Origin of the sequence: Streptococcus mitis (genome assembly GCF_047463435.1) — a bacterium.
Taxonomy (GTDB): Bacteria; Bacillota; Bacilli; order Lactobacillales; family Streptococcaceae; genus Streptococcus; species Streptococcus mitis_DS.
The window spans coordinates 26,736-43,242 of the sequence record NZ_JASHDW010000005.1 but is presented as its reverse complement, the minus strand read 5'-3'; the positions used below and the strand labels follow the sequence as shown (position 1 = coordinate 43,242).

The window sequence follows — 16,507 nt, the reverse complement described above, 5'->3', positions numbered from 1 at the left end:
CTTAGAGTCCTTGCCCTTTAAGCGCGTCTGCTAGGCTGGCAAATTCTGCCAAGCTGAGAGCTTCCCCACGTACATTTGGTGACAAGCCTGCTTTGTCTAGAGCCTTAGTCAGCTTGTCCTTGACTTCCTCAGTCTTGCCAAAGTAACCTGTCAAGTTATTCCACAAGGTCTTGCGGCGATGGGTGAAACTTGCCTTGGAAACCTTAAAGAAGAAGTTCTCATCTTCCACTGCTACGGCAGGTTCTGGACAGCGGACCATTTTTAAGATAGCAGAGTCCACATTTGGCGCTGGCACAAAGACCGTACGAGGCACGATAAAGGCAACCTTGGCTGTCATGTAATACTGAACCGCAATCGACAAGCTACCGTAGGCCTTGGTGTTTGGCTGAGCTGAAATTCGGTCTGCCACTTCTTTCTGCATCATAACAACAAACTCACTAAAAGGAATCCCACTCTCAATCAAGTGCATGAGAATAGGTGTCGTGATGTAGTAAGGCAAGTTAGCCACTACCTTGATTGGCAGGTTAGGATTTTTAAAATTCTGGATATGTTGTGCCAAATCAACCTTGAGAATGTCCTCGTTGACCACTGTCACATTATCAAAATCACGCAGGGTATCTGCCAAAATCGGTACCAAACGATGGTCAATCTCAAAGGCCATGACCTCAGCTGCACGCTCAGCCAAAAATTCCGTCAAGGCACCAATCCCTGGCCCGATTTCAATGACATTGACCTGGTCATCAATCTCAGCTGTATCTACAATCTTTTGAAGGATATTGGTATCCGTCAAAAAATTTTGCCCGAAGGACTTTTTAAAAGTAAAACCGTGACGCTCCAGCACTGCCTTGGTCACGCTATAATCTGCAATTCTCATCTATTCTCTTTTCTATTATCTGTTACTTCTATTGTAACACATTCCCCTTACATTTGGGGTCTGCTTAGCTATCCTCATAAGATTTCATAGCTTCTTCCACTTCTGCCAAGGTGATCCCAAACAACTCTAGGCGTTTGAGGAGTTGCTTGCCGTTGGAATAGCCGATTCGGATAGCCTCTCCTAGATATTCTCTACGCTTACGGCTGTCTGCCCCTGCTAGAAAACCAAGGCGAATCAAGTCGCTACGACTGATATCAAACTGACTCTCATGTTCAAATTGTTCTGTAATCTGAGCTAGAGCCATTTTCAGGTCTTCATAGCTGGCATGCTCAATTCCCAGAGAACGGCCCTTGGTCTTGGACTTGGGAACAGCTTCATCTCGTTTGAGGAAGGCATGCTGAACTGTTGGAATAGCCGTCATAATCATGCGACGAATCCGCTCCCCATTAAAATCTGGGTCTGTAAAGACAATGACTCCATGAAGCTCATGTAGGCGCTGAATACGTGCAATATCTTGCTCATTGATGGCAGAACCTCGTGTCTCATAGGTCTCTACATCGAAATAGCGTTTGAGATTGGCCGTATCATCGCGCCCTTCGACCACGATAACTTGGGAAATTTTTTCTTTCATTACTTGCTGTCCAATCCAAAAATTCGTTCTGCATTTGCAGTTGTTATCGCCGCTAGCTCTTCTGTCGTCATACCACGTAAGTCGGCGATAAAGTCCACTACATAGCGAGTGTAGGCTGTTTTATTTTCACGACCACGTTTAGGAACAGGAGCCAAGTAAGGCGCATCCGTCTCCACCAAAATCTTGTCCAAAGGAAGTTCTCTAGCCGCCTCTTGGATGTCGGTGGCCTTCTTAAAAGTCACCACTCCTGAGAAGGAAATAGTCATGCCAAGCGCGACAAACTTCTCTGCCCACTCAAGAGTCCCTGAAAATGAGTGCATAATCCCACCACGAGGACCAACGCCCTCACTTTTGATAATCTCATAGGTATCTTCCAGCGCATCACGAGTATGGACAACAAAAGGTAAATCCAAGTCCTTAGATAACTGAATCTGACGGCGAAAAACCTGCTCCTGCACCTCTTTTGGCGCTGTCATCCAATGGTAGTCCAAACCAATCTCACCTAAAGCAACAACCTTGGGATGCTTGAGCTTATCAAGCAAGTAGGCTTCAATCTCCTCCGTGTAAGTCCCTGCTTCTGTCGGATGCCAACCAATAGTCGCATAGAGCTGGTCATACTCATCTACCAACTCCAAGGCACGCTCAATCGTCGGTTTATCAAAACCAACAATATTCATCTGTGTCACACCCATCTCAGCAGCTAAGGCGATTTCTTCTGCCTCATGACCTGCAAATTCTTCTACATTCAAGTGTGTATGTGTATCAAAAATCATCTCTTCTAACCTCGTTTTCTATCTTCTATTATACCAAAAAACTGCCCTCTCTCCTCATCTGTACAAAATATTCTAAAATCCATCGTCGTCTCTTGACGCTATTTTCCCAAAGCAGTATAATAGCACTTATTGAAATTTTCAGAAAAGGAAAATACAATGTTTACAAAATTAAAACAGACCTTTATCGGTCGTCCTCTTAAGTCCTTAACAGAAGGCGAGGGAGGTCTGCTGGGAAAAATGCAGGCCTTGGCCATGTTGTCAAGCGACGCTCTATCTTCCATTGCCTATGGGCCTGAGCAAGTAGTCCTCGTCTTGGCTAGTCTCTCTCCTCTTGCGATATGGTGGAGTCTTCCTATCGGCCTCTTTGTCCTCCTGCTCCTAGCTAGCCTGACCGTCTCCTACCGTCAAATCATCCATGCCTACCCTCAAGGAGGAGGGGCCTATATGGTTACTCGAGAAAATCTATCTCCCGAACTTGGCTTAATTGCTGGAGGTAGTCTGCTGGTTGACTACATGCTGACTGTGGCGGTATCGGTGTCATCTGGAGCCGATGCTATCACAGCAGCTCTCCCTGCTCTCCACCCTTACAACCTCCACATTTCCATTTTTCTAGTTTGTTTGCTTATGCTCTTGAATTTACGGGGCTTAAAAGAATCTGCCAGTTCACTGATGATTCCTGTCTATCTCTTTATCATCAGTACTGTCTTTCTCTTGCTCTATGGAATCTTTCAACTAGTAACTGGTTCTCTCAGCTATCAGGCAACTTCTCCTATCGGGCATGCTGTACCGAGTCTGTCTATCGTTCTCATTCTAAGAGCCTTTACCAGTGGTTCTGCCTCTCTGACAGGGGTTGAAGCTATTTCAAATGCCGTTCCCTTTTTCAAGGCTCCGAAAGAAAAGAATGCAGCTCAGACCTTGACCATCATGTCACTGATTTTAGGTTTTCTGTTTGCTGGTATTACCTTCCTAAACTACTGGATGGGAATTATGCCGCAACACGGAGAAACCATCCTCTCACAGATGGCTCAAGGTATCCTTGGTAATTCCTTCTTAGGCCACCTTGGCTATTATACCTTCCAATTCTCCACAGCCTTAATTTTGGCCGTAGCTGCAAATACCGGCTTTTCGGCCTTCCCTATGCTAGCTTACAATATGGCTAAAAACAAATACATGCCCCATCTCTTTATGGAAAAAGGAGACCGCCTAGGCTACTCTAATGGAATTTTAACTCTGGCATTTGGGGCTATGATTCTTCTTCTCATTTTTAATGGCAATACCGAACGTTTGATTCCCCTTTATACTATCGGGGTCTTCGTTCCCTTCGCCCTATCTCAGACTGGGATGATTCGCCATTGGAAAAAAGAAAAAGGGACAAATTTCTTAAAACCTGCCCTTGCCAATATCCTTGGAGCCATCATTTGCTACGCTATCGTGCTGATCCTGCTCTTTTTCCGTCTCAGTGATATCTGGCCTTTCTTCCCGATTATTCTCGTACTCACCCTACTTTTCTTGGCCATTCACAGTCATTACCAAAAAGTGGCCCAACAACTACGTCTCTATGAAGGCATCGAAAAACGTACCTACGATGGCAATCTTGTCCTCGTCCTAGTAGGAAATGTCACCCGAGTTAGCGTCGGAGCCATTAACTACGCTCAAAGTATCGGTGATGAAGTCTTAGCCATGCACATTTCTACTAAGGAAACAGCAGAGAAAGACCAAGAAATTCTCCAAGAATTTGCCGATTACTTCCCAACCATTACTCTGAAGAACATCAAGACCAGCTACCGCGACATCATCACCCCTACTGTCAAGTATGTCAAACGAATCTCTGAGGATGCCCAGAAAAAGAACTATACAGTCACTGTTCTGGTACCCCAGTTTATCCCTAATAAACCTTGGCAAAATATCCTACACAATCAGATGAGTCTCAAACTCAAATACGCCCTTCGTTGGCACCAAGACGTCGTTGTCGCTAGCTATTCCTATCACTTAAAAGAATAAAGAAAAGGCCCTACCAGAAGCAAGAAGCTCTGGTAAGGCCTTTTTCTGAATCCATTCACTATGCTTATACTCAATGAAAATCAAAGAGCAAACTAGGAAGCTAGCCGCAGGCTGCTCAAAGCACTGCTTTGAGGTCGTAGATGAAACTGACGAAGTCAGCTCAAAACACTGTTTTGAGGTTGCAGATAGAACTGACGAAGTCAGTAACCATATATACGGTAAGGCAACGCTGACGTGGTTTGAAGAGATTTTCGAAGAGTATTAACTGAAAAGCATGACTAGGAATATCATTGAATGTGGTTAGCTAAATCTTCCTGAGCTTTTTTATTTGACTCAGCTTTTTCTTTCAGCCATTTTTCATAGAGTTCTTGGTACTGTTTAGCAGTGACTGGCTCTTTTTGCAATTCAACATATTTGTAGTTGTCCGCATTTCCCTTATGACCAACGAATGAGAATGGTCCTGTAAACGGTACAGTCTTACGGAAGATTGGGTTAGCTCCACCACTTTGAACTGGTAGGAAGAGGGCACTATCTGTCAACCAAGCTTGGGCTTCAGCATATTTTTCATAGCGAGCTTGAGTATCTGTGATTTCCGCATCAGCCTGATCCAAGAGTTTCTTGTAGTCAGCAAGACCAATCTTGTCCTTGACTTCCTTGTCTTTTCCTTCAGACAAGCCCATGTTTTTCAACTGAGAGCCTGTCTCTGGATCAAGAATAGCTAGGTAAGTCTTAGGGTCTGAGTAGTCTCCACCCCATCCTGAGATGTCGATATCGTAGTCTTTTTGTTCTGCTGTATCTGCAAAGTAGGTTGCTTGGTCTTTTTCATCTGGAGAAAGTTGGATAACGTCGATAACTACATTCTCCTTACCAAGAGTTTCTTCCACTGTTTGTTTGAAAGATCCAGCCTGTTGCACATCTAATTTAGCAGTCTGGTCAACTGGCATATCCAAATGAATTGGGAAGGTTACTCCCTGAGCTTGCAGACTTTCTTTAGCCTTAGCAAATTTTTCTTTGGCCTTGTCAGGGTTCAAGAAGGCTTGCTTACCATCGTTTAGATTGATATTTGCCCAATCTTTACCGTAATTGACAATTTTTTCATTGACAATATCACCGAAGTTCTTATCACCAACTTGGACAAAGTTACTTGGTGTAATCGTGTTACGCAAGATACGGTCTGCTCCATCTTCACCATTTGTCTGCGCTGCATAAGCATGACGGTCAAAGGCAAAGTTGATAGCCTGACGGAAATCTTTATTTTGCATAGCTGCGCGTGAATCTGTCTTTTCCTTATCAGACTGTTTCATAGTTTGCTTGTAGCTTTGACGATTCACGTTGAAAAGATAATAGAAAGTAACTGAGTTTTGTGGTGTATAGGTAATCTTGTCCTCATTTCCCTTCTTGAGTTCAGCAAAGACTGAACTTGTTGGGAAGATACGACCATCTGTATAGTTACCATCCAAGAAACCTCTAGCAATGCTGTCTTGGTCAGAACCGTCAAAGAAAGAGAGTTTCACTTTCTCGATTTTAACATTATCCTTATCCCAGTAATTAGGGTTTTTATCAAATTCAATCAAAGATTTTGATGTGAAGGATTTAAACAAGTAAGGACCATTTGACAAAATACTTGATGGTGTCACACTTCCAAAGTCATCTCCCTGAGACTTCAAGAAGGCTTCATTTACAGGACTAAGGATACTTGCTGTTGTTTTAGAGTTCCAATAAGTCTCAGGTTGGTTGAGGGTGTATTGTAGTGTGTAATCATCCACCGCCTTAACACCAACAGTTCCAAAATCAGATGATTTCCCTTCAACATAGTCTGCTAGTCCCTTGATAGAGTCTTGAACCAAGTACAAGTTCTCAGCTTTTTTATCAGCCGCATACTTGAGACCAGTCACAAAATCATGAGCCGTCACATCCGCATACTCTTCTCCTTCAGAAGTGTACCATTTAGCCCCCTGACGGATTTTATAAGTGTAAGTCAAACCATCTTTTGACACGGTCCATGACTCAGCCATAGATGGGATGAGATTGCCATACTGGTCATTTTCCAACAAACCATCAACCAAGTTGGTTGTGATACTAGATGTAGAGTCTCGTGTAGAGGTAATATAATCCAAGGTATCTGGGTTATTGACAAAGATATAAGAGTAAGTCTTGTCTGCATTGCTTGATTGGGATGCCCCACATGCCGCTAGAGCTAGACCTGCTGTCAAAGCCATAGCTCCAAAAAGCATAACTTTTGATTTCTTCATGATTATTCTCCATTTTTTACAGTATGTGAAATATTATACACTATTTGAGCAAAAATATAAAGCCTTTTTAACTTTTTTTACAAAAATAAAAATCAGTAGACTCGAGTTCCTACTGATTTTTGATATAATTCGTTTGGATTATGCAGCCAAAACTTTGCGTCCTTTACGACGACGAGCTGCCAATACGCGACGACCGTTTTTAGTTGACATACGGTTACGGAATCCGTGTTTGCGCGCACGACGAAGTTTACTTGGTTGATAAGTACGTTTCACGATGAATACCTCCTCATAGATTTTGTATTCGTTTAGCCGGCTATAAAGTGATCAGTTACTAAACATACTTTACTATTCTATCTGATTCTTTCACTTTTGTCAATAGCCCTAGGCAAATGTTTCCAGCTTTTTCGAATGTAAGCCCTATCTACGATACTGTTTCAAGAAACGAGTCATCTTTTCTTGGATTTGGGCCAGTTCATCAACACGAGGAAGGTAAACGATACGGAAGTGGTCTGGTTCCTGCCAGTTAAAGCCTCGACCATGAACCAAGAGAACCTTTTCCTGCTTCAAGAAATTAAGAACAAACTGTTCATCATCATCGATACGGTACATATTGCGGTCGATTTTAGGGAAGATATAGAGTCCAGCTTTAGGTTTAACCGCAGACAAACCTGGAATATCTTGAATGGCATTGTAAATGAAATTTCTTTGCTCGTAAATTCGTCCACCAGGAAGGAGCAATTCATCAACTGATTGGTGACCACCCAAGGAAGTTTGTACGACTTGTTGGGCCAAAACGTTAGAGCAAAGGCGCATATTGGATAGCATATTGAGCCCTTCGATATAGCCTTTAACGTGTGTCTTAGGTCCAGACAAGACCATCCAACCCACACGGAAACCAGCAATACGGTGGGATTTTGACAGGCCATTCATGCTGACACAGAAGACATCTGGTGCCAGACTCGCCACAGGCGTATGCACATGTCCATCCATGACCATGCGGTCGTAAATTTCATCCGCAAAGATAATCAAATCGTTTTGACGGGCAATCTCAATAATCTCCAACAAGAGTTCCTTAGGATAAAGGGCTCCAGTTGGGTTGTTTGGATTGATAAGGACGATTGCCTTGGTATTAGAAGTGATTTTTGACTTGATATCGTCAATATCTGGGTACCATTCTGCAGCTTCATCACAGATATAGTGAACGGCATTTCCTCCAGCTAGGCTGACAGCCGCTGTCCAAAGGGGATAGTCTGGCATTGGCACCAAGACCTCGTCTCCATTGTCCAAAAGCCCCTGCATGGACATGACAATCAACTCACTGACACCATTTCCAAGGTAGATATCATCAATATCTACGTTTGGGAATTTCTTCAATTGGCAATACTGCATGATAGCCTTACGGGCTGAGAAAATCCCTTTGGAGTCAGAATATCCTTCACTATCACGCGCATTCATAATCAAGTCATGAATGACCTCGTCTGGCGCTGTAAAGCCAAATTCTGCTGGATTTCCTGTATTCAGACGTAAAATCTTTTCTCCGTTTGCTCGCATCCGCATGGCTTCTTCCAAAACAGGACCACGGATATCATAAGCAACATGCTCTAACTTACTAGACTTGTTATATTCTTTCATCTTGTTTCCTCAATTCGTCAGGATAGTAACATTATACCACTAGAAAGAGAATGCGACAAGTTTACTGAAATGTGTCACTAAAATCCTACAGAAGAAAAGCCTCGCTAAAAGCGAGGCCAAGACAGGGGAGATAGCAGGTATTTTGCGAAAGTCACATCACATACCAAAAGATAAACCTAGAAAAAGCAAGCCTAAAAAGGAGTCATAGAGAAGATTGAACATGAGGAAAAGCCCCCATATCATCAAGTAATCCCAACGCCCACTTCGTTTAGCGACTAGGAATAAGATTAGATGGTAGAGTAGGTGAAAGACTAAAAAGCCAACAAAACCTGGATAGAGAAGCGGAATTAGCTTCTCTAATTGCCAGATCATGATAACTTCTAGCAAGACTGAAACTAGGATGATTCCATAATAAAGGAAATTTGATTTTTTTGTTTCTTGAAAAGAGTGCTTCATCATTCTCCCTCCCTTCACTTCTTTCCTGCTATCCTTTCTTTTATTTTATCATATATTTATATAGATTTTAATCGATAACATTCTTTTGAAAAATACTTTTTTTGCTTTACTTCTATAGTGAAAAGGTTTACAATTATAGTAAGAAAATTTCAGGAGGTTTCATTATGGCACAACGTTACCAAAATATCATGGTCGCAATCGATGGTTCTAAAGAAGCAGACTTGGCTTTTGTCAAGGGAGTTCATTCTGCTCTACGAAACGACGCTAAACTCACCATCGCACATGTCATTGACACACGCGCACTCCAAAGCGTATCCACCTTTGATGCTGAAGTTTACGAAGAACTCCAAGTCGACGCTGAAAGTTTGATGAAAGAGTACGAAAAACGTGCTAAAGATGCTGGTGTGGCAGATGTTCATATCGTCATTGAAATGGGAAATCCAAAAACTCTACTGGCACGTACTATTCCCGATGCTGAGGAAGTGGACCTCATCCTCGTTGGCGCAACTGGTCTCAACGCCTTTGAACGCCTCTTGGTCGGTTCTTCATCTGAATACATCCTCCGCCATGCTAAGGTTGATTTGCTGGTTGTGAGAGAACAAGAAAAAACCTTATAATCACAAAGAAAAGGAGCTCAGCGCTCCTTTTTGTTTACTATTTATACTAACGTCAACGTCGCCTTGCCGTATATATGTTACTGACTTCGTCAGTTCTATCTGCAACCTCAAAACAGTGTTTTGAGCTGACTTCGTCAGTTCTATCTGCAACCTCAAAACAGTGTTTTGAGCAGCCTGCGGCTAGTTTCCTAGTTTGCTCTTTGATTTTCATTGAGTATTATTTCTCTCTTTATGGCGTTCATAAGCCTTGAGCTGGCGCTGCAGTTCCTTTTTAATAGCAGGTTCTGGAGCATATTTTTCTTCCCAATCATCTGGTTTTAAGATTTTATGGGTCACTGGATCAAAATGAGCCTTGCCATCTGGAAAAATTTTCCCCATATTGGCCTGATGGACGATATCAAAAATACGTTCTGGGTCCACCCCCATCAAAACAAAGCTACCATAGGTAAAATAAAGCGTGTCAATCAGGGCATCCACCTGCCCTACCAAATCTTGCTGGGCAGGTGTCTTCTTGGCTACTTTCTCTGCTGCCTTATCAAGAGCCTGATGAAGTTGCGATAGAGCTTGACCAAAGTCCTCTTCAGAAGGACTGGCAGCTCGAACAAACTCCACCAATTCTTCTATTTTAAAGCCAGCCCTGTGGGTTGCACCTTCTAAATCCCAAGCTCGAGGTTCTTCTTGGGTTCGTTCATCCATCATGTGGTGGAAGGTCTTGACCTTATTGAAATGATAGTCACGGCTGACAAAGACTTTTTCTGAAGCCAAAACACCAAAATGTTCCAAGGCCTTGTGGATTCCGTCTTGCTGATTGCTGGTGGTGATGTGTTTGGCAACTTCCTTGACACTGCTACTACCATTTCCCATAGCAACTGACATACCGACACCAGCCAGCATTTCAAGGTCGTTATCCGAATCACCAAAGGCCATCACTTGGTTGAGGTCAAAACCATATTCTTTCCCAACTCGTCGAATGCCTTCCAATTTAGAATTTCCTTGATTGATGACATCCGCTGCAAAAGGATTGCTACGTGTCAATTTCAAGTCTTCAAAATCAGCTGCTGCCTTCTCAGATTCTTCTGGCGTCATCAGCATCAAGACTTGGTAGATAGGCTGATTCATTAGATCAAGCAGGTCTTCTTCCTTTTGGGGAACAACCTTGCTGACCATACGATTAAAGGAATAACTCACTGTCCGAGTTAAAACAGAGGGAACGAAGCGACTGATTCGTTGGGAAAAAGAACCCAGACCAAAGGACATGATTTTAGAACCCAGCATAGCATCCTTGGTCCCTAGGGCAATCTCCTTGCCCTCTTTTTTAGCATACGTAATGAGCTGGCGCAAATGTAACTTGGAAATTGGGCTCGTGAACAAGACTCTGTCTTTAGTAAAGATATACTGGCCATTGTAGGTTACCGCAAAGTCCAGATCCAAATCGTCCATCAATTCCTTAACAAAAAAAGGTCCTCGCCCTGTCGCTACACCAACTAGCACCCCTTGTTCTTTGACAATCTTAATCGCGTCCTTAGTGGATTTCAAAACACTCTTGCGATCGTTAACCAAGGTTCCATCGATATCAAAAAAAACAGCTTTGACTTCCATCCTATCCCAATCTCCCCTTTTGTGATACAATGATTATACCACATTTCAGAAAGAGTGAGTAAATCATGCCTAAGAAAATCCTTGTTTTACATACGGGTGGAACTATTTCCATGCAAGCCGATGCTTCTGGCGCTGTTGTGACGAGTTCAGATAATCCCATGAACCATGTGTCCAATCCTCTTGAAGGAATCCAAGTCCACGCCTTGGACTTTTTTAACCTGCCAAGCCCCCATATCAAACCCAAGCATATGCTGGCCCTCTACCAAAAAATCAAAGATGAAGCAGATAACTACGATGGAGTGGTGATCACACACGGGACCGATACTTTAGAGGAAACAGCTTATTTCCTTGATACCATGGAAGTTCCCCATATGCCTATCGTTCTAACAGGTGCCATGCGCAGCTCCAACGAACTCGGTAGTGACGGTGTTTATAATTATCTGAGCGCTTTACGAGTGGCTAGCGATGACAGAGCTGCTGACAAAGGAGTTTTGGTCGTTATGAACGATGAAATCCACGCTGCCAAGTATGTTACCAAAACGCATACAACCAACGTCAGCACCTTCCAGACTCCAACACACGGGCCACTTGGTCTGATTATGAAACACGAAATCCTCTACTTTAAAACAGCTGAACCTCGTGTTCGCTTTGACCTTGATCACATACAAGGTTTAGTCCCTATTATCTCGGCTTATGCTGGTATGACAGATGAGCTGATTGATATGCTGGATTTAGATCAATTGGACGGTTTGATTATCCAAGCCTTCGGAGCTGGTAATATTCCCAAAGAAACGGCTCAAAAATTAGAAAGCCTTCTGCAAAAAGGAATCCCAGTCGCCCTGGTTTCACGATGCTTTAACGGTATCGCTGAGCCTGTTTATGCCTACCAAGGTGGGGGCGTGCAGTTGCAAAAATCTGGTGTCTTCTTTGTTAAAGAACTCAACGCCCAAAAAGCCCGTTTGAAACTCCTCATCGCCCTCAATGCCGGACTAACAGGACAGGCTTTGAAAGACTATATGGAAGGCTAATACTCTTCGAAAATCTCTTCAAACCGCATCAACGTCGCCTTACCGTACGTATGGTTACTGACTTCGTCAGTTTCATCTACAACCTCAAAGCAGTACTTTGAGCAACCTGTGGTTAGCTTCCTAGTTTGCACTTTGATTTTCATTGAGTATAATTCCCTCCTCTAAAAACAAATCAGGAAATCTTCACGATTCCCTGATTTTTTCTATTTCCGTTTTCGTGTTGAACGACGTTCTGTCAAACCATGAGGTAAGAGAACTTCACGTTCTTCCAACTCTTCCTTGTGCATAATCTTAGTCAACATACGCATACTAATAGCACCAAGGTCATAAAGAGGTTGGGCAATAGTTGTCAAGTTTGGACGGGTAAAGCGAGAGACCTGTGAATCATCACTAGTAATGATTTCAAACTCTTCTGGTACTGACACCCCCTTATCAGCAAGGCCGTTCAAGACACCTGCTGCTAGTTCATCACCTGTTACAACTGCTGCAGTTGCGTTTGATGAAATCAAGCGTTCTGCCAAGGCATAGCCATCTTCATAAGTGTATTTAGACTCAAATACCAATCCTTCGCTATAAGAAATCCCTGCTTTTTTCAAGGCTTCCTTGTAGCCAACCAAACGAACCTTACCATTGATGTCATCCACTAGCGGACCACTAACGAAAGCAATGCGCTCGTTCTCTTTAGCAAGGTAGGTTACTGCATCAATCGTTGCTTGTTTGTAGTCAATATTAACACTTGGAAGCTGATGTTCTACATCCACAGTTCCTGCAAGAACAACTGGTGTCCGAGAACGAGAAAACTCTGAACGAATTTTTTCAGTCAAGTGGTAGCCCATAAAGATGATACCATCTACTTGCTTAGAAAACAATGTATTGACAACTGAAACTTCCTTGTCATCATCCTCATCACTATTAGCAAGGACAATATTATACTTGTACATTTCAGCGATATCATCAATCCCTTTAGCAAGCGTTGAGAAATAACCATTGGTAATATTTGGAATCACAACTCCGACAGTGGTTGTCTTTTTACTTGCAAGACCACGCGCCACGGCATTTGGACGGTAATCCAAACGGTCAATTACCTCAAGCACTTTTTTACGGGTATTCTCTTTTACATTCTTATTGCCATTGACTACACGGCTAACTGTCGCCATTGAAACTCCTGCTTCACGGGCGACATCATAAATCGTTACTGTATCGTCTGTATTCATTCCATTTCCTTTCTATATCATACCTCACGAGACTCCAAAAAAAGAGACGGTATGAAAATTTCGTTTTCATGCTTCTACTTATTCCATTTTATCACTATTTGTAAACACTTTCAAGTATTTTTTGAAGATTATTTGAAAAAAATTTCATAGAAAACTATGTTTATGAAGAAAAAATTACCTTTTCTTGATTTTTAATCCTATTTGCTGTATGATAAGGGAAAGAAAGGGGGTAGAAATATGGCTTTTACCAATACCCACATGCGATCGGCTAGTTTTGGCATTGTTACCAGCTTGCCTGATGACGTTATTGACTCTTTTTGGTATATCATCGACCACTTCTTAAAAAATGTCTTTGAATTGGAAGAAGAACTTGAGTTTCAATTGCTCAATAACCAAGGAAAAATTACCTTCCACTTCTCAAGTCAACACCTCCCTACAGCCATTGATTTTGATTTTAACCATCCCTTTGACCCTCTTTATCCCCCGAGAGTCCTGGTTTTAGATATGGACGGTAGAGAAACTATCCTCCTCCCAGAAGAAAATGACCTATTTTAAAAACTCTAGCCTTCAGTTACAAGCGACTGAAAACTAGAGTTTTTTCTATTGTTTCAAAGCATTATACAAGTTGCGGATCGGTTGCTTTAATGTCGGATGGATAAAATGAGGCGCAATTTCTTGTAGAGACTCAAGAACAAAAAGGCGTTCCGCTATGTAAGGATGGGGCAAAATAAGGTCATCTGTATAAAGGACCTGGTCCTCCACAAAGAGCAAGTCCAAATCAATCAAACGAGGCCCCCAATGTACTTCTCTCACCCGTCCCATCTCTGACTCAATGTCTAACAAGTTCTCTAATAGAACTGGGGCCGGCAACCAGGTTTCAACCTCAACCACTTGATTAGCAAAGCTATCTTGCTCCACACCACCCCAAGGCTCCGTCGTCAAGACACTGGACTCTTTGAGAATATGGATACCTCGAGCTCGCATTTTCTCAATGGCTTGTTTCAAGTTTGCTTGTTTATCTCCCATATTGCTTCCTAGGGCGATAAAGGCCCGTTGCTTGCGGCGATGAATGGTTACCGAGCAAGTATCTAGTGGCAAATGCACTGGTGCCCAAGGCTTTTTCAGTTCCAGCTTTATTTCTTGGACAAGAGGATAAGCCTCAAAGGTACGTTCTACCAGTTTGTAGGCTACCGTTTCAATCAAATCTTCAGTGCTCTCCTGAAACCAAGTCGTCCACTGCTGACACAGTTCTCCATAATGGACAGAAGCTGTTAAATCCAATTCTGTAGCCGCCTTAGTCATATCATAGAATAGGATAGCTGAAACGACAAACTTTTGCCCTAATTCTTTCTCACTAGGAAAAAGACCATGATAGGCAAAAATTTCCAAATCCTTAATCTGCAGTTGATCCATAATGATTCCTTTCTAGAAAAATCCGCTTCAAGCGAATTTTTTTTATACTCAATGAAAATCAAAATGCAAACTAGAAAGCTAGCCGCAGGCTGCTCAAAACACTGTTTTGAGGTTGCAGATGAAAGCTGACGTGGTTTGAATTTGATTTTCGAAGAGTATTATAGTCCCATTAAACGATAAGCTTGGTCTCGAAGGTCCTTATCTGTTTCAAATAGACCTCTAGCTACTGTCGTCAAGGTTGCAGTTCCTGGTTTTCTGACACCACGCATGCTCATACACATATGTTCCGCCTCAATGACAACAAAGGCTCCTTTAGCACCTAGATACTCCATCAAGGCATCGGCCACTTCGATATTCAAACGTTCTTGAATTTGTGGTTTTTTAGAATAAACTTCAACCGTACGGGCTAGCTTAGACAAACCTGCCACACGACCATCTGGAATGTAGGCAATATGTGCTCTACCATAAAATGGCAAGAAGTGGTGTTCACACATGGTATGGAAAAAAATATCCTTTTCTACCACCATATTATCGTCAATAATCTCAAAGGATTTTGACAAATGTTCCTCCGCTGTTTGACCAAGACCTGAAAAAATCTCTTGGTACATACGGGCTACACGAGCAGGTGTTTCCTGCAAACCCTCGCGGTTAGCGTCCTCTCCTACAGCCTCGATAATCATTTTTACAGCTGCTTCAATTTTTTGTGTATCCATTCTCGTTCTTCCTCTCCATCAGATAGGCTCTCACTTGGCTCAAGAAATACAAGGAACCCGTGACAATCCTAACTGTTTTTTTCTCTTCTTTTTTATCTGTCAATTTCTGCTCTAGAAAATCCTGCCACCCCTGGTAGCTGAGATTTCTAGACTTAGCTGCCTCTTTCAGCACGCTTTCATCAGTCGCCCGACTATCGTCAAAATGTGTCAGGGTAAGCTCGGTATCTGGGATTTCCTCCAACAAATCCAACATATCTTCCAAGGCCTTGGTTTTGATGCAGGTAAAGAGGATTTCCTTATGATAATCCGCAAAGCGTTCTTGTAAGGTTGCCAATAAAGCCTTGATAGCATGAGGATTGTGGGCCCCGTCCAAGATCATCAAGGGTTCTCTCGACACGACCTCCAAACGCCCTGGCCACCTGGTTTCTTCCAAGGCTTGAGAAACCAAATCATTACTCGCTAGTTCTCGCCCATCTTCTTGACAAAAAGTATCAAGTAAAGCTATGGCCATCCCTGCATTCTCTATCTGGTGCAAACCAAGCAGGCCAGTCTGGAAACGACCTTGTCTGACAGCACTGGTATAGTCAAATACTTCACCCGTTACCACACTCTCTTGATGACGAACCTGATAATCTTTCCCACAGGCAAGTCTCGGCGCATCTTTCCCTTCCGCAATGCGGTCAATCACAGCCAACGCTTCTGGAGAAATGCGACCTGACACCAAGGGAATTCCTTGTTTGATAATACCAGCTTTCTGCTCTGCTATGGCCTCCAAGGTGTCCCCAAGTAGGGCTACATGATCCAGTCCAATGGTCGTGATGCCTGTTAAAATTGGCTGGCAGACATTGGTACTATCTAAAAGTCCACCCATCCCCACTTCCATGATGGCCACATCTACTTGCTCTGAGGCAAAGTAGTCATAGGCTATAGCTGTGATAATCTCAAACTCGGTTGTACCTTGTAAATTAGCGGCCGCTTCTCCCTCCAGCAAAGACTGATAGTCTGCCATGAGAGTTTCGAGTCTAGCCTCGGGAATAGATTTCCCATTGATGCTAATCTGGTCTGTATAATGAATGAGATAGGGCGAGCTGAACACACCAACTCTCAGCCCTAGCTTTTCCAGCATATTTTTCAAAAAAGCAATGGTAGAACCCTTGCCATTGGTCCCTCCGATATGGATGACCTTGAGTTTGAGATGGGGATTGCCACGCAAAGCTAATAGTTCCTCCATTCGTTCCAAGCCAAAATGCGGTTGGTCCGTCCGGTAGTTAGCAATCCACTGATTGTTTTGAATTTCTTTCATC

Annotated in this window: 17 protein-coding genes; 5 read left to right on the top strand and 12 right to left on the bottom strand. The window is 42.9% G+C overall.

Going from position 1 to position 16,507, the window contains the following annotated elements; genetic code table 11:
* Nucleotide 1: 1 nt before the first annotated feature.
* The 3 genes from rsmA to QM843_RS04055 form a co-directional block, all read right to left on the bottom strand.
* Nucleotides 2–874: a 16S rRNA (adenine(1518)-N(6)/adenine(1519)-N(6))-dimethyltransferase RsmA gene (gene rsmA, locus QM843_RS04065; RefSeq protein WP_125430941.1), complete on the bottom strand. Its 873-nt coding sequence runs from the start codon at nucleotides 872–874 to the stop codon at nucleotides 2–4.
* A gap of 64 nt (nucleotides 875–938) precedes the next feature.
* Nucleotides 939–1,505, bottom strand: a complete 567-nt coding sequence (gene rnmV / locus QM843_RS04060; protein WP_414304550.1) for a ribonuclease M5 — start codon at nucleotides 1,503–1,505, stop codon at nucleotides 939–941.
* Nucleotides 1,505–2,278 (bottom strand): TatD family hydrolase, encoded by a 774-nt coding sequence (locus tag QM843_RS04055; RefSeq protein WP_033684736.1) that lies wholly within the window; start codon nucleotides 2,276–2,278, stop codon nucleotides 1,505–1,507. Before QM843_RS04055 ends, rnmV begins: the two co-directional genes overlap by 1 nt.
* Before the next feature lie 156 nt (nucleotides 2,279–2,434).
* On the opposite strand from QM843_RS04055, the gene QM843_RS04050 reads away from it, so the two are divergent.
* Nucleotides 2,435–4,279 (top strand): APC family permease, encoded by a 1,845-nt coding sequence (locus tag QM843_RS04050; protein ID WP_000494451.1) that lies wholly within the window; start codon nucleotides 2,435–2,437, stop codon nucleotides 4,277–4,279.
* Nucleotides 4,280–4,352: 73 nt separating this feature from the next.
* Nucleotides 4,353–4,544: a hypothetical protein gene (locus QM843_RS04045; RefSeq protein WP_020903077.1), complete on the top strand. Its 192-nt coding sequence runs from the start codon at nucleotides 4,353–4,355 to the stop codon at nucleotides 4,542–4,544.
* Between the two features lie 22 nt (nucleotides 4,545–4,566).
* On the opposite strand, the gene QM843_RS04040 is transcribed toward QM843_RS04045, so the two are convergent.
* The 4 genes from QM843_RS04040 to QM843_RS04025 all read right to left on the bottom strand — a co-directional run bounded on the left by QM843_RS04040 (nucleotide 4,567) and on the right by QM843_RS04025 (nucleotide 8,622).
* Nucleotides 4,567–6,531 (bottom strand): peptide ABC transporter substrate-binding protein, encoded by a 1,965-nt coding sequence (locus QM843_RS04040; protein ID WP_261150484.1) that lies wholly within the window; start codon nucleotides 6,529–6,531, stop codon nucleotides 4,567–4,569.
* 138 nt (nucleotides 6,532–6,669) lie between these two features.
* Nucleotides 6,670–6,804: a 50S ribosomal protein L34 gene (gene rpmH / locus QM843_RS04035; RefSeq protein ID WP_000831905.1), complete on the bottom strand. Its 135-nt coding sequence runs from the start codon at nucleotides 6,802–6,804 to the stop codon at nucleotides 6,670–6,672.
* A gap of 144 nt (nucleotides 6,805–6,948) precedes the next feature.
* On the bottom strand, nucleotides 6,949–8,163 hold the full coding sequence (locus QM843_RS04030) for a pyridoxal phosphate-dependent aminotransferase (RefSeq protein ID WP_000666457.1): 1,215 nt from the start codon (nucleotides 8,161–8,163) through the stop codon (nucleotides 6,949–6,951).
* 156 nt (nucleotides 8,164–8,319) lie between these two features.
* Nucleotides 8,320–8,622 (bottom strand): hypothetical protein, encoded by a 303-nt coding sequence (locus tag QM843_RS04025; protein ID WP_049502251.1) that lies wholly within the window; start codon nucleotides 8,620–8,622, stop codon nucleotides 8,320–8,322.
* Nucleotides 8,623–8,783: 161 nt separating this feature from the next.
* Between QM843_RS04025 and QM843_RS04020 the strand changes: the two genes are divergently transcribed.
* Complete coding sequence (locus QM843_RS04020) at nucleotides 8,784–9,236, top strand: universal stress protein (RefSeq protein WP_000079148.1); 453 nt, start codon at nucleotides 8,784–8,786, stop codon at nucleotides 9,234–9,236.
* Nucleotides 9,237–9,443: 207 nt separating this feature from the next.
* Here QM843_RS04020 and QM843_RS04015 read toward each other — a convergent pair whose 3' ends face one another.
* Complete coding sequence (locus tag QM843_RS04015) at nucleotides 9,444–10,835, bottom strand: Cof-type HAD-IIB family hydrolase (protein ID WP_049499875.1); 1,392 nt, start codon at nucleotides 10,833–10,835, stop codon at nucleotides 9,444–9,446.
* Nucleotides 10,836–10,900: 65 nt separating this feature from the next.
* Here QM843_RS04015 and QM843_RS04010 point away from each other — a divergent pair, with 65 nt between their 5' ends.
* Nucleotides 10,901–11,863 (top strand): asparaginase, encoded by a 963-nt coding sequence (locus QM843_RS04010; RefSeq protein WP_414304549.1) that lies wholly within the window; start codon nucleotides 10,901–10,903, stop codon nucleotides 11,861–11,863.
* Between the two features lie 203 nt (nucleotides 11,864–12,066).
* Here QM843_RS04010 and ccpA read toward each other — a convergent pair whose 3' ends face one another.
* Nucleotides 12,067–13,077 (bottom strand): catabolite control protein A, encoded by a 1,011-nt coding sequence (ccpA, locus tag QM843_RS04005; protein ID WP_001090628.1) that lies wholly within the window; start codon nucleotides 13,075–13,077, stop codon nucleotides 12,067–12,069.
* Between the two features lie 237 nt (nucleotides 13,078–13,314).
* Here ccpA and QM843_RS04000 point away from each other — a divergent pair, with 237 nt between their 5' ends.
* Nucleotides 13,315–13,632, top strand: a complete 318-nt coding sequence (locus QM843_RS04000; RefSeq protein WP_000886035.1) for a DUF960 domain-containing protein — start codon at nucleotides 13,315–13,317, stop codon at nucleotides 13,630–13,632.
* Nucleotides 13,633–13,677: 45 nt separating this feature from the next.
* Here QM843_RS04000 and folK read toward each other — a convergent pair whose 3' ends face one another.
* The 3 genes from folK to QM843_RS03985 all read right to left on the bottom strand — a co-directional run bounded on the left by folK (nucleotide 13,678) and on the right by QM843_RS03985 (nucleotide 16,506).
* Entirely contained in the window at nucleotides 13,678–14,490 is an 813-nt protein-coding gene (gene folK, locus QM843_RS03995) for a 2-amino-4-hydroxy-6-hydroxymethyldihydropteridine diphosphokinase (RefSeq protein WP_084925336.1), read from the bottom strand.
* A gap of 158 nt (nucleotides 14,491–14,648) precedes the next feature.
* Nucleotides 14,649–15,203, bottom strand: coding sequence for a GTP cyclohydrolase I FolE (folE, locus tag QM843_RS03990; protein WP_000380917.1), 555 nt, complete (start codon nucleotides 15,201–15,203; stop codon nucleotides 14,649–14,651).
* On the bottom strand, nucleotides 15,184–16,506 hold the full coding sequence (locus QM843_RS03985; RefSeq protein ID WP_414304548.1) for a bifunctional folylpolyglutamate synthase/dihydrofolate synthase: 1,323 nt from the start codon (nucleotides 16,504–16,506) through the stop codon (nucleotides 15,184–15,186). The genes folE and QM843_RS03985 overlap by 20 nt, the downstream gene beginning before the upstream one ends.
* Nucleotide 16,507: the final 1 nt, after the last annotated feature.

Excerpts from the sequence above, each read along its gene's own strand:
- ccpA (WP_001090628.1), bottom strand. The coding sequence starts at position 13,077 with ATGAATACAGACGATACAGTAACGATTTATGATGTCGCCCGTGAAGCA.
- QM843_RS04020 (WP_000079148.1), top strand. The coding sequence starts at position 8,784 with ATGGCACAACGTTACCAAAATATCATGGTCGCAATCGATGGTTCTAAA.
- folK (WP_084925336.1), bottom strand. The coding sequence starts at position 14,490 with ATGGATCAACTGCAGATTAAGGATTTGGAAATTTTTGCCTATCATGGT.
- QM843_RS04025 (WP_049502251.1), bottom strand. The coding sequence starts at position 8,622 with ATGATGAAGCACTCTTTTCAAGAAACAAAAAAATCAAATTTCCTTTAT.
- QM843_RS04010 (WP_414304549.1), top strand. The coding sequence starts at position 10,901 with ATGCCTAAGAAAATCCTTGTTTTACATACGGGTGGAACTATTTCCATG.
- folE (WP_000380917.1), bottom strand. The coding sequence starts at position 15,203 with ATGGATACACAAAAAATTGAAGCAGCTGTAAAAATGATTATCGAGGCT.
- QM843_RS04055 (WP_033684736.1), bottom strand. The coding sequence starts at position 2,278 with ATGATTTTTGATACACATACACACTTGAATGTAGAAGAATTTGCAGGT.
- QM843_RS04050 (WP_000494451.1), top strand. The coding sequence starts at position 2,435 with ATGTTTACAAAATTAAAACAGACCTTTATCGGTCGTCCTCTTAAGTCC.
- QM843_RS04040 (WP_261150484.1), bottom strand. The coding sequence starts at position 6,531 with ATGAAGAAATCAAAAGTTATGCTTTTTGGAGCTATGGCTTTGACAGCA.
- QM843_RS04045 (WP_020903077.1), top strand. The coding sequence starts at position 4,353 with ATGAAAATCAAAGAGCAAACTAGGAAGCTAGCCGCAGGCTGCTCAAAG.
- QM843_RS03985 (WP_414304548.1), bottom strand. The coding sequence starts at position 16,506 with ATGAAAGAAATTCAAAACAATCAGTGGATTGCTAACTACCGGACGGAC.
- QM843_RS04015 (WP_049499875.1), bottom strand. The coding sequence starts at position 10,835 with ATGGAAGTCAAAGCTGTTTTTTTTGATATCGATGGAACCTTGGTTAAC.
- rsmA (WP_125430941.1), bottom strand. The coding sequence starts at position 874 with ATGAGAATTGCAGATTATAGCGTGACCAAGGCAGTGCTGGAGCGTCAC.
- QM843_RS04030 (WP_000666457.1), bottom strand. The coding sequence starts at position 8,163 with ATGAAAGAATATAACAAGTCTAGTAAGTTAGAGCATGTTGCTTATGAT.
- rnmV (WP_414304550.1), bottom strand. The coding sequence starts at position 1,505 with ATGAAAGAAAAAATTTCCCAAGTTATCGTGGTCGAAGGGCGCGATGAT.
- QM843_RS04000 (WP_000886035.1), top strand. The coding sequence starts at position 13,315 with ATGGCTTTTACCAATACCCACATGCGATCGGCTAGTTTTGGCATTGTT.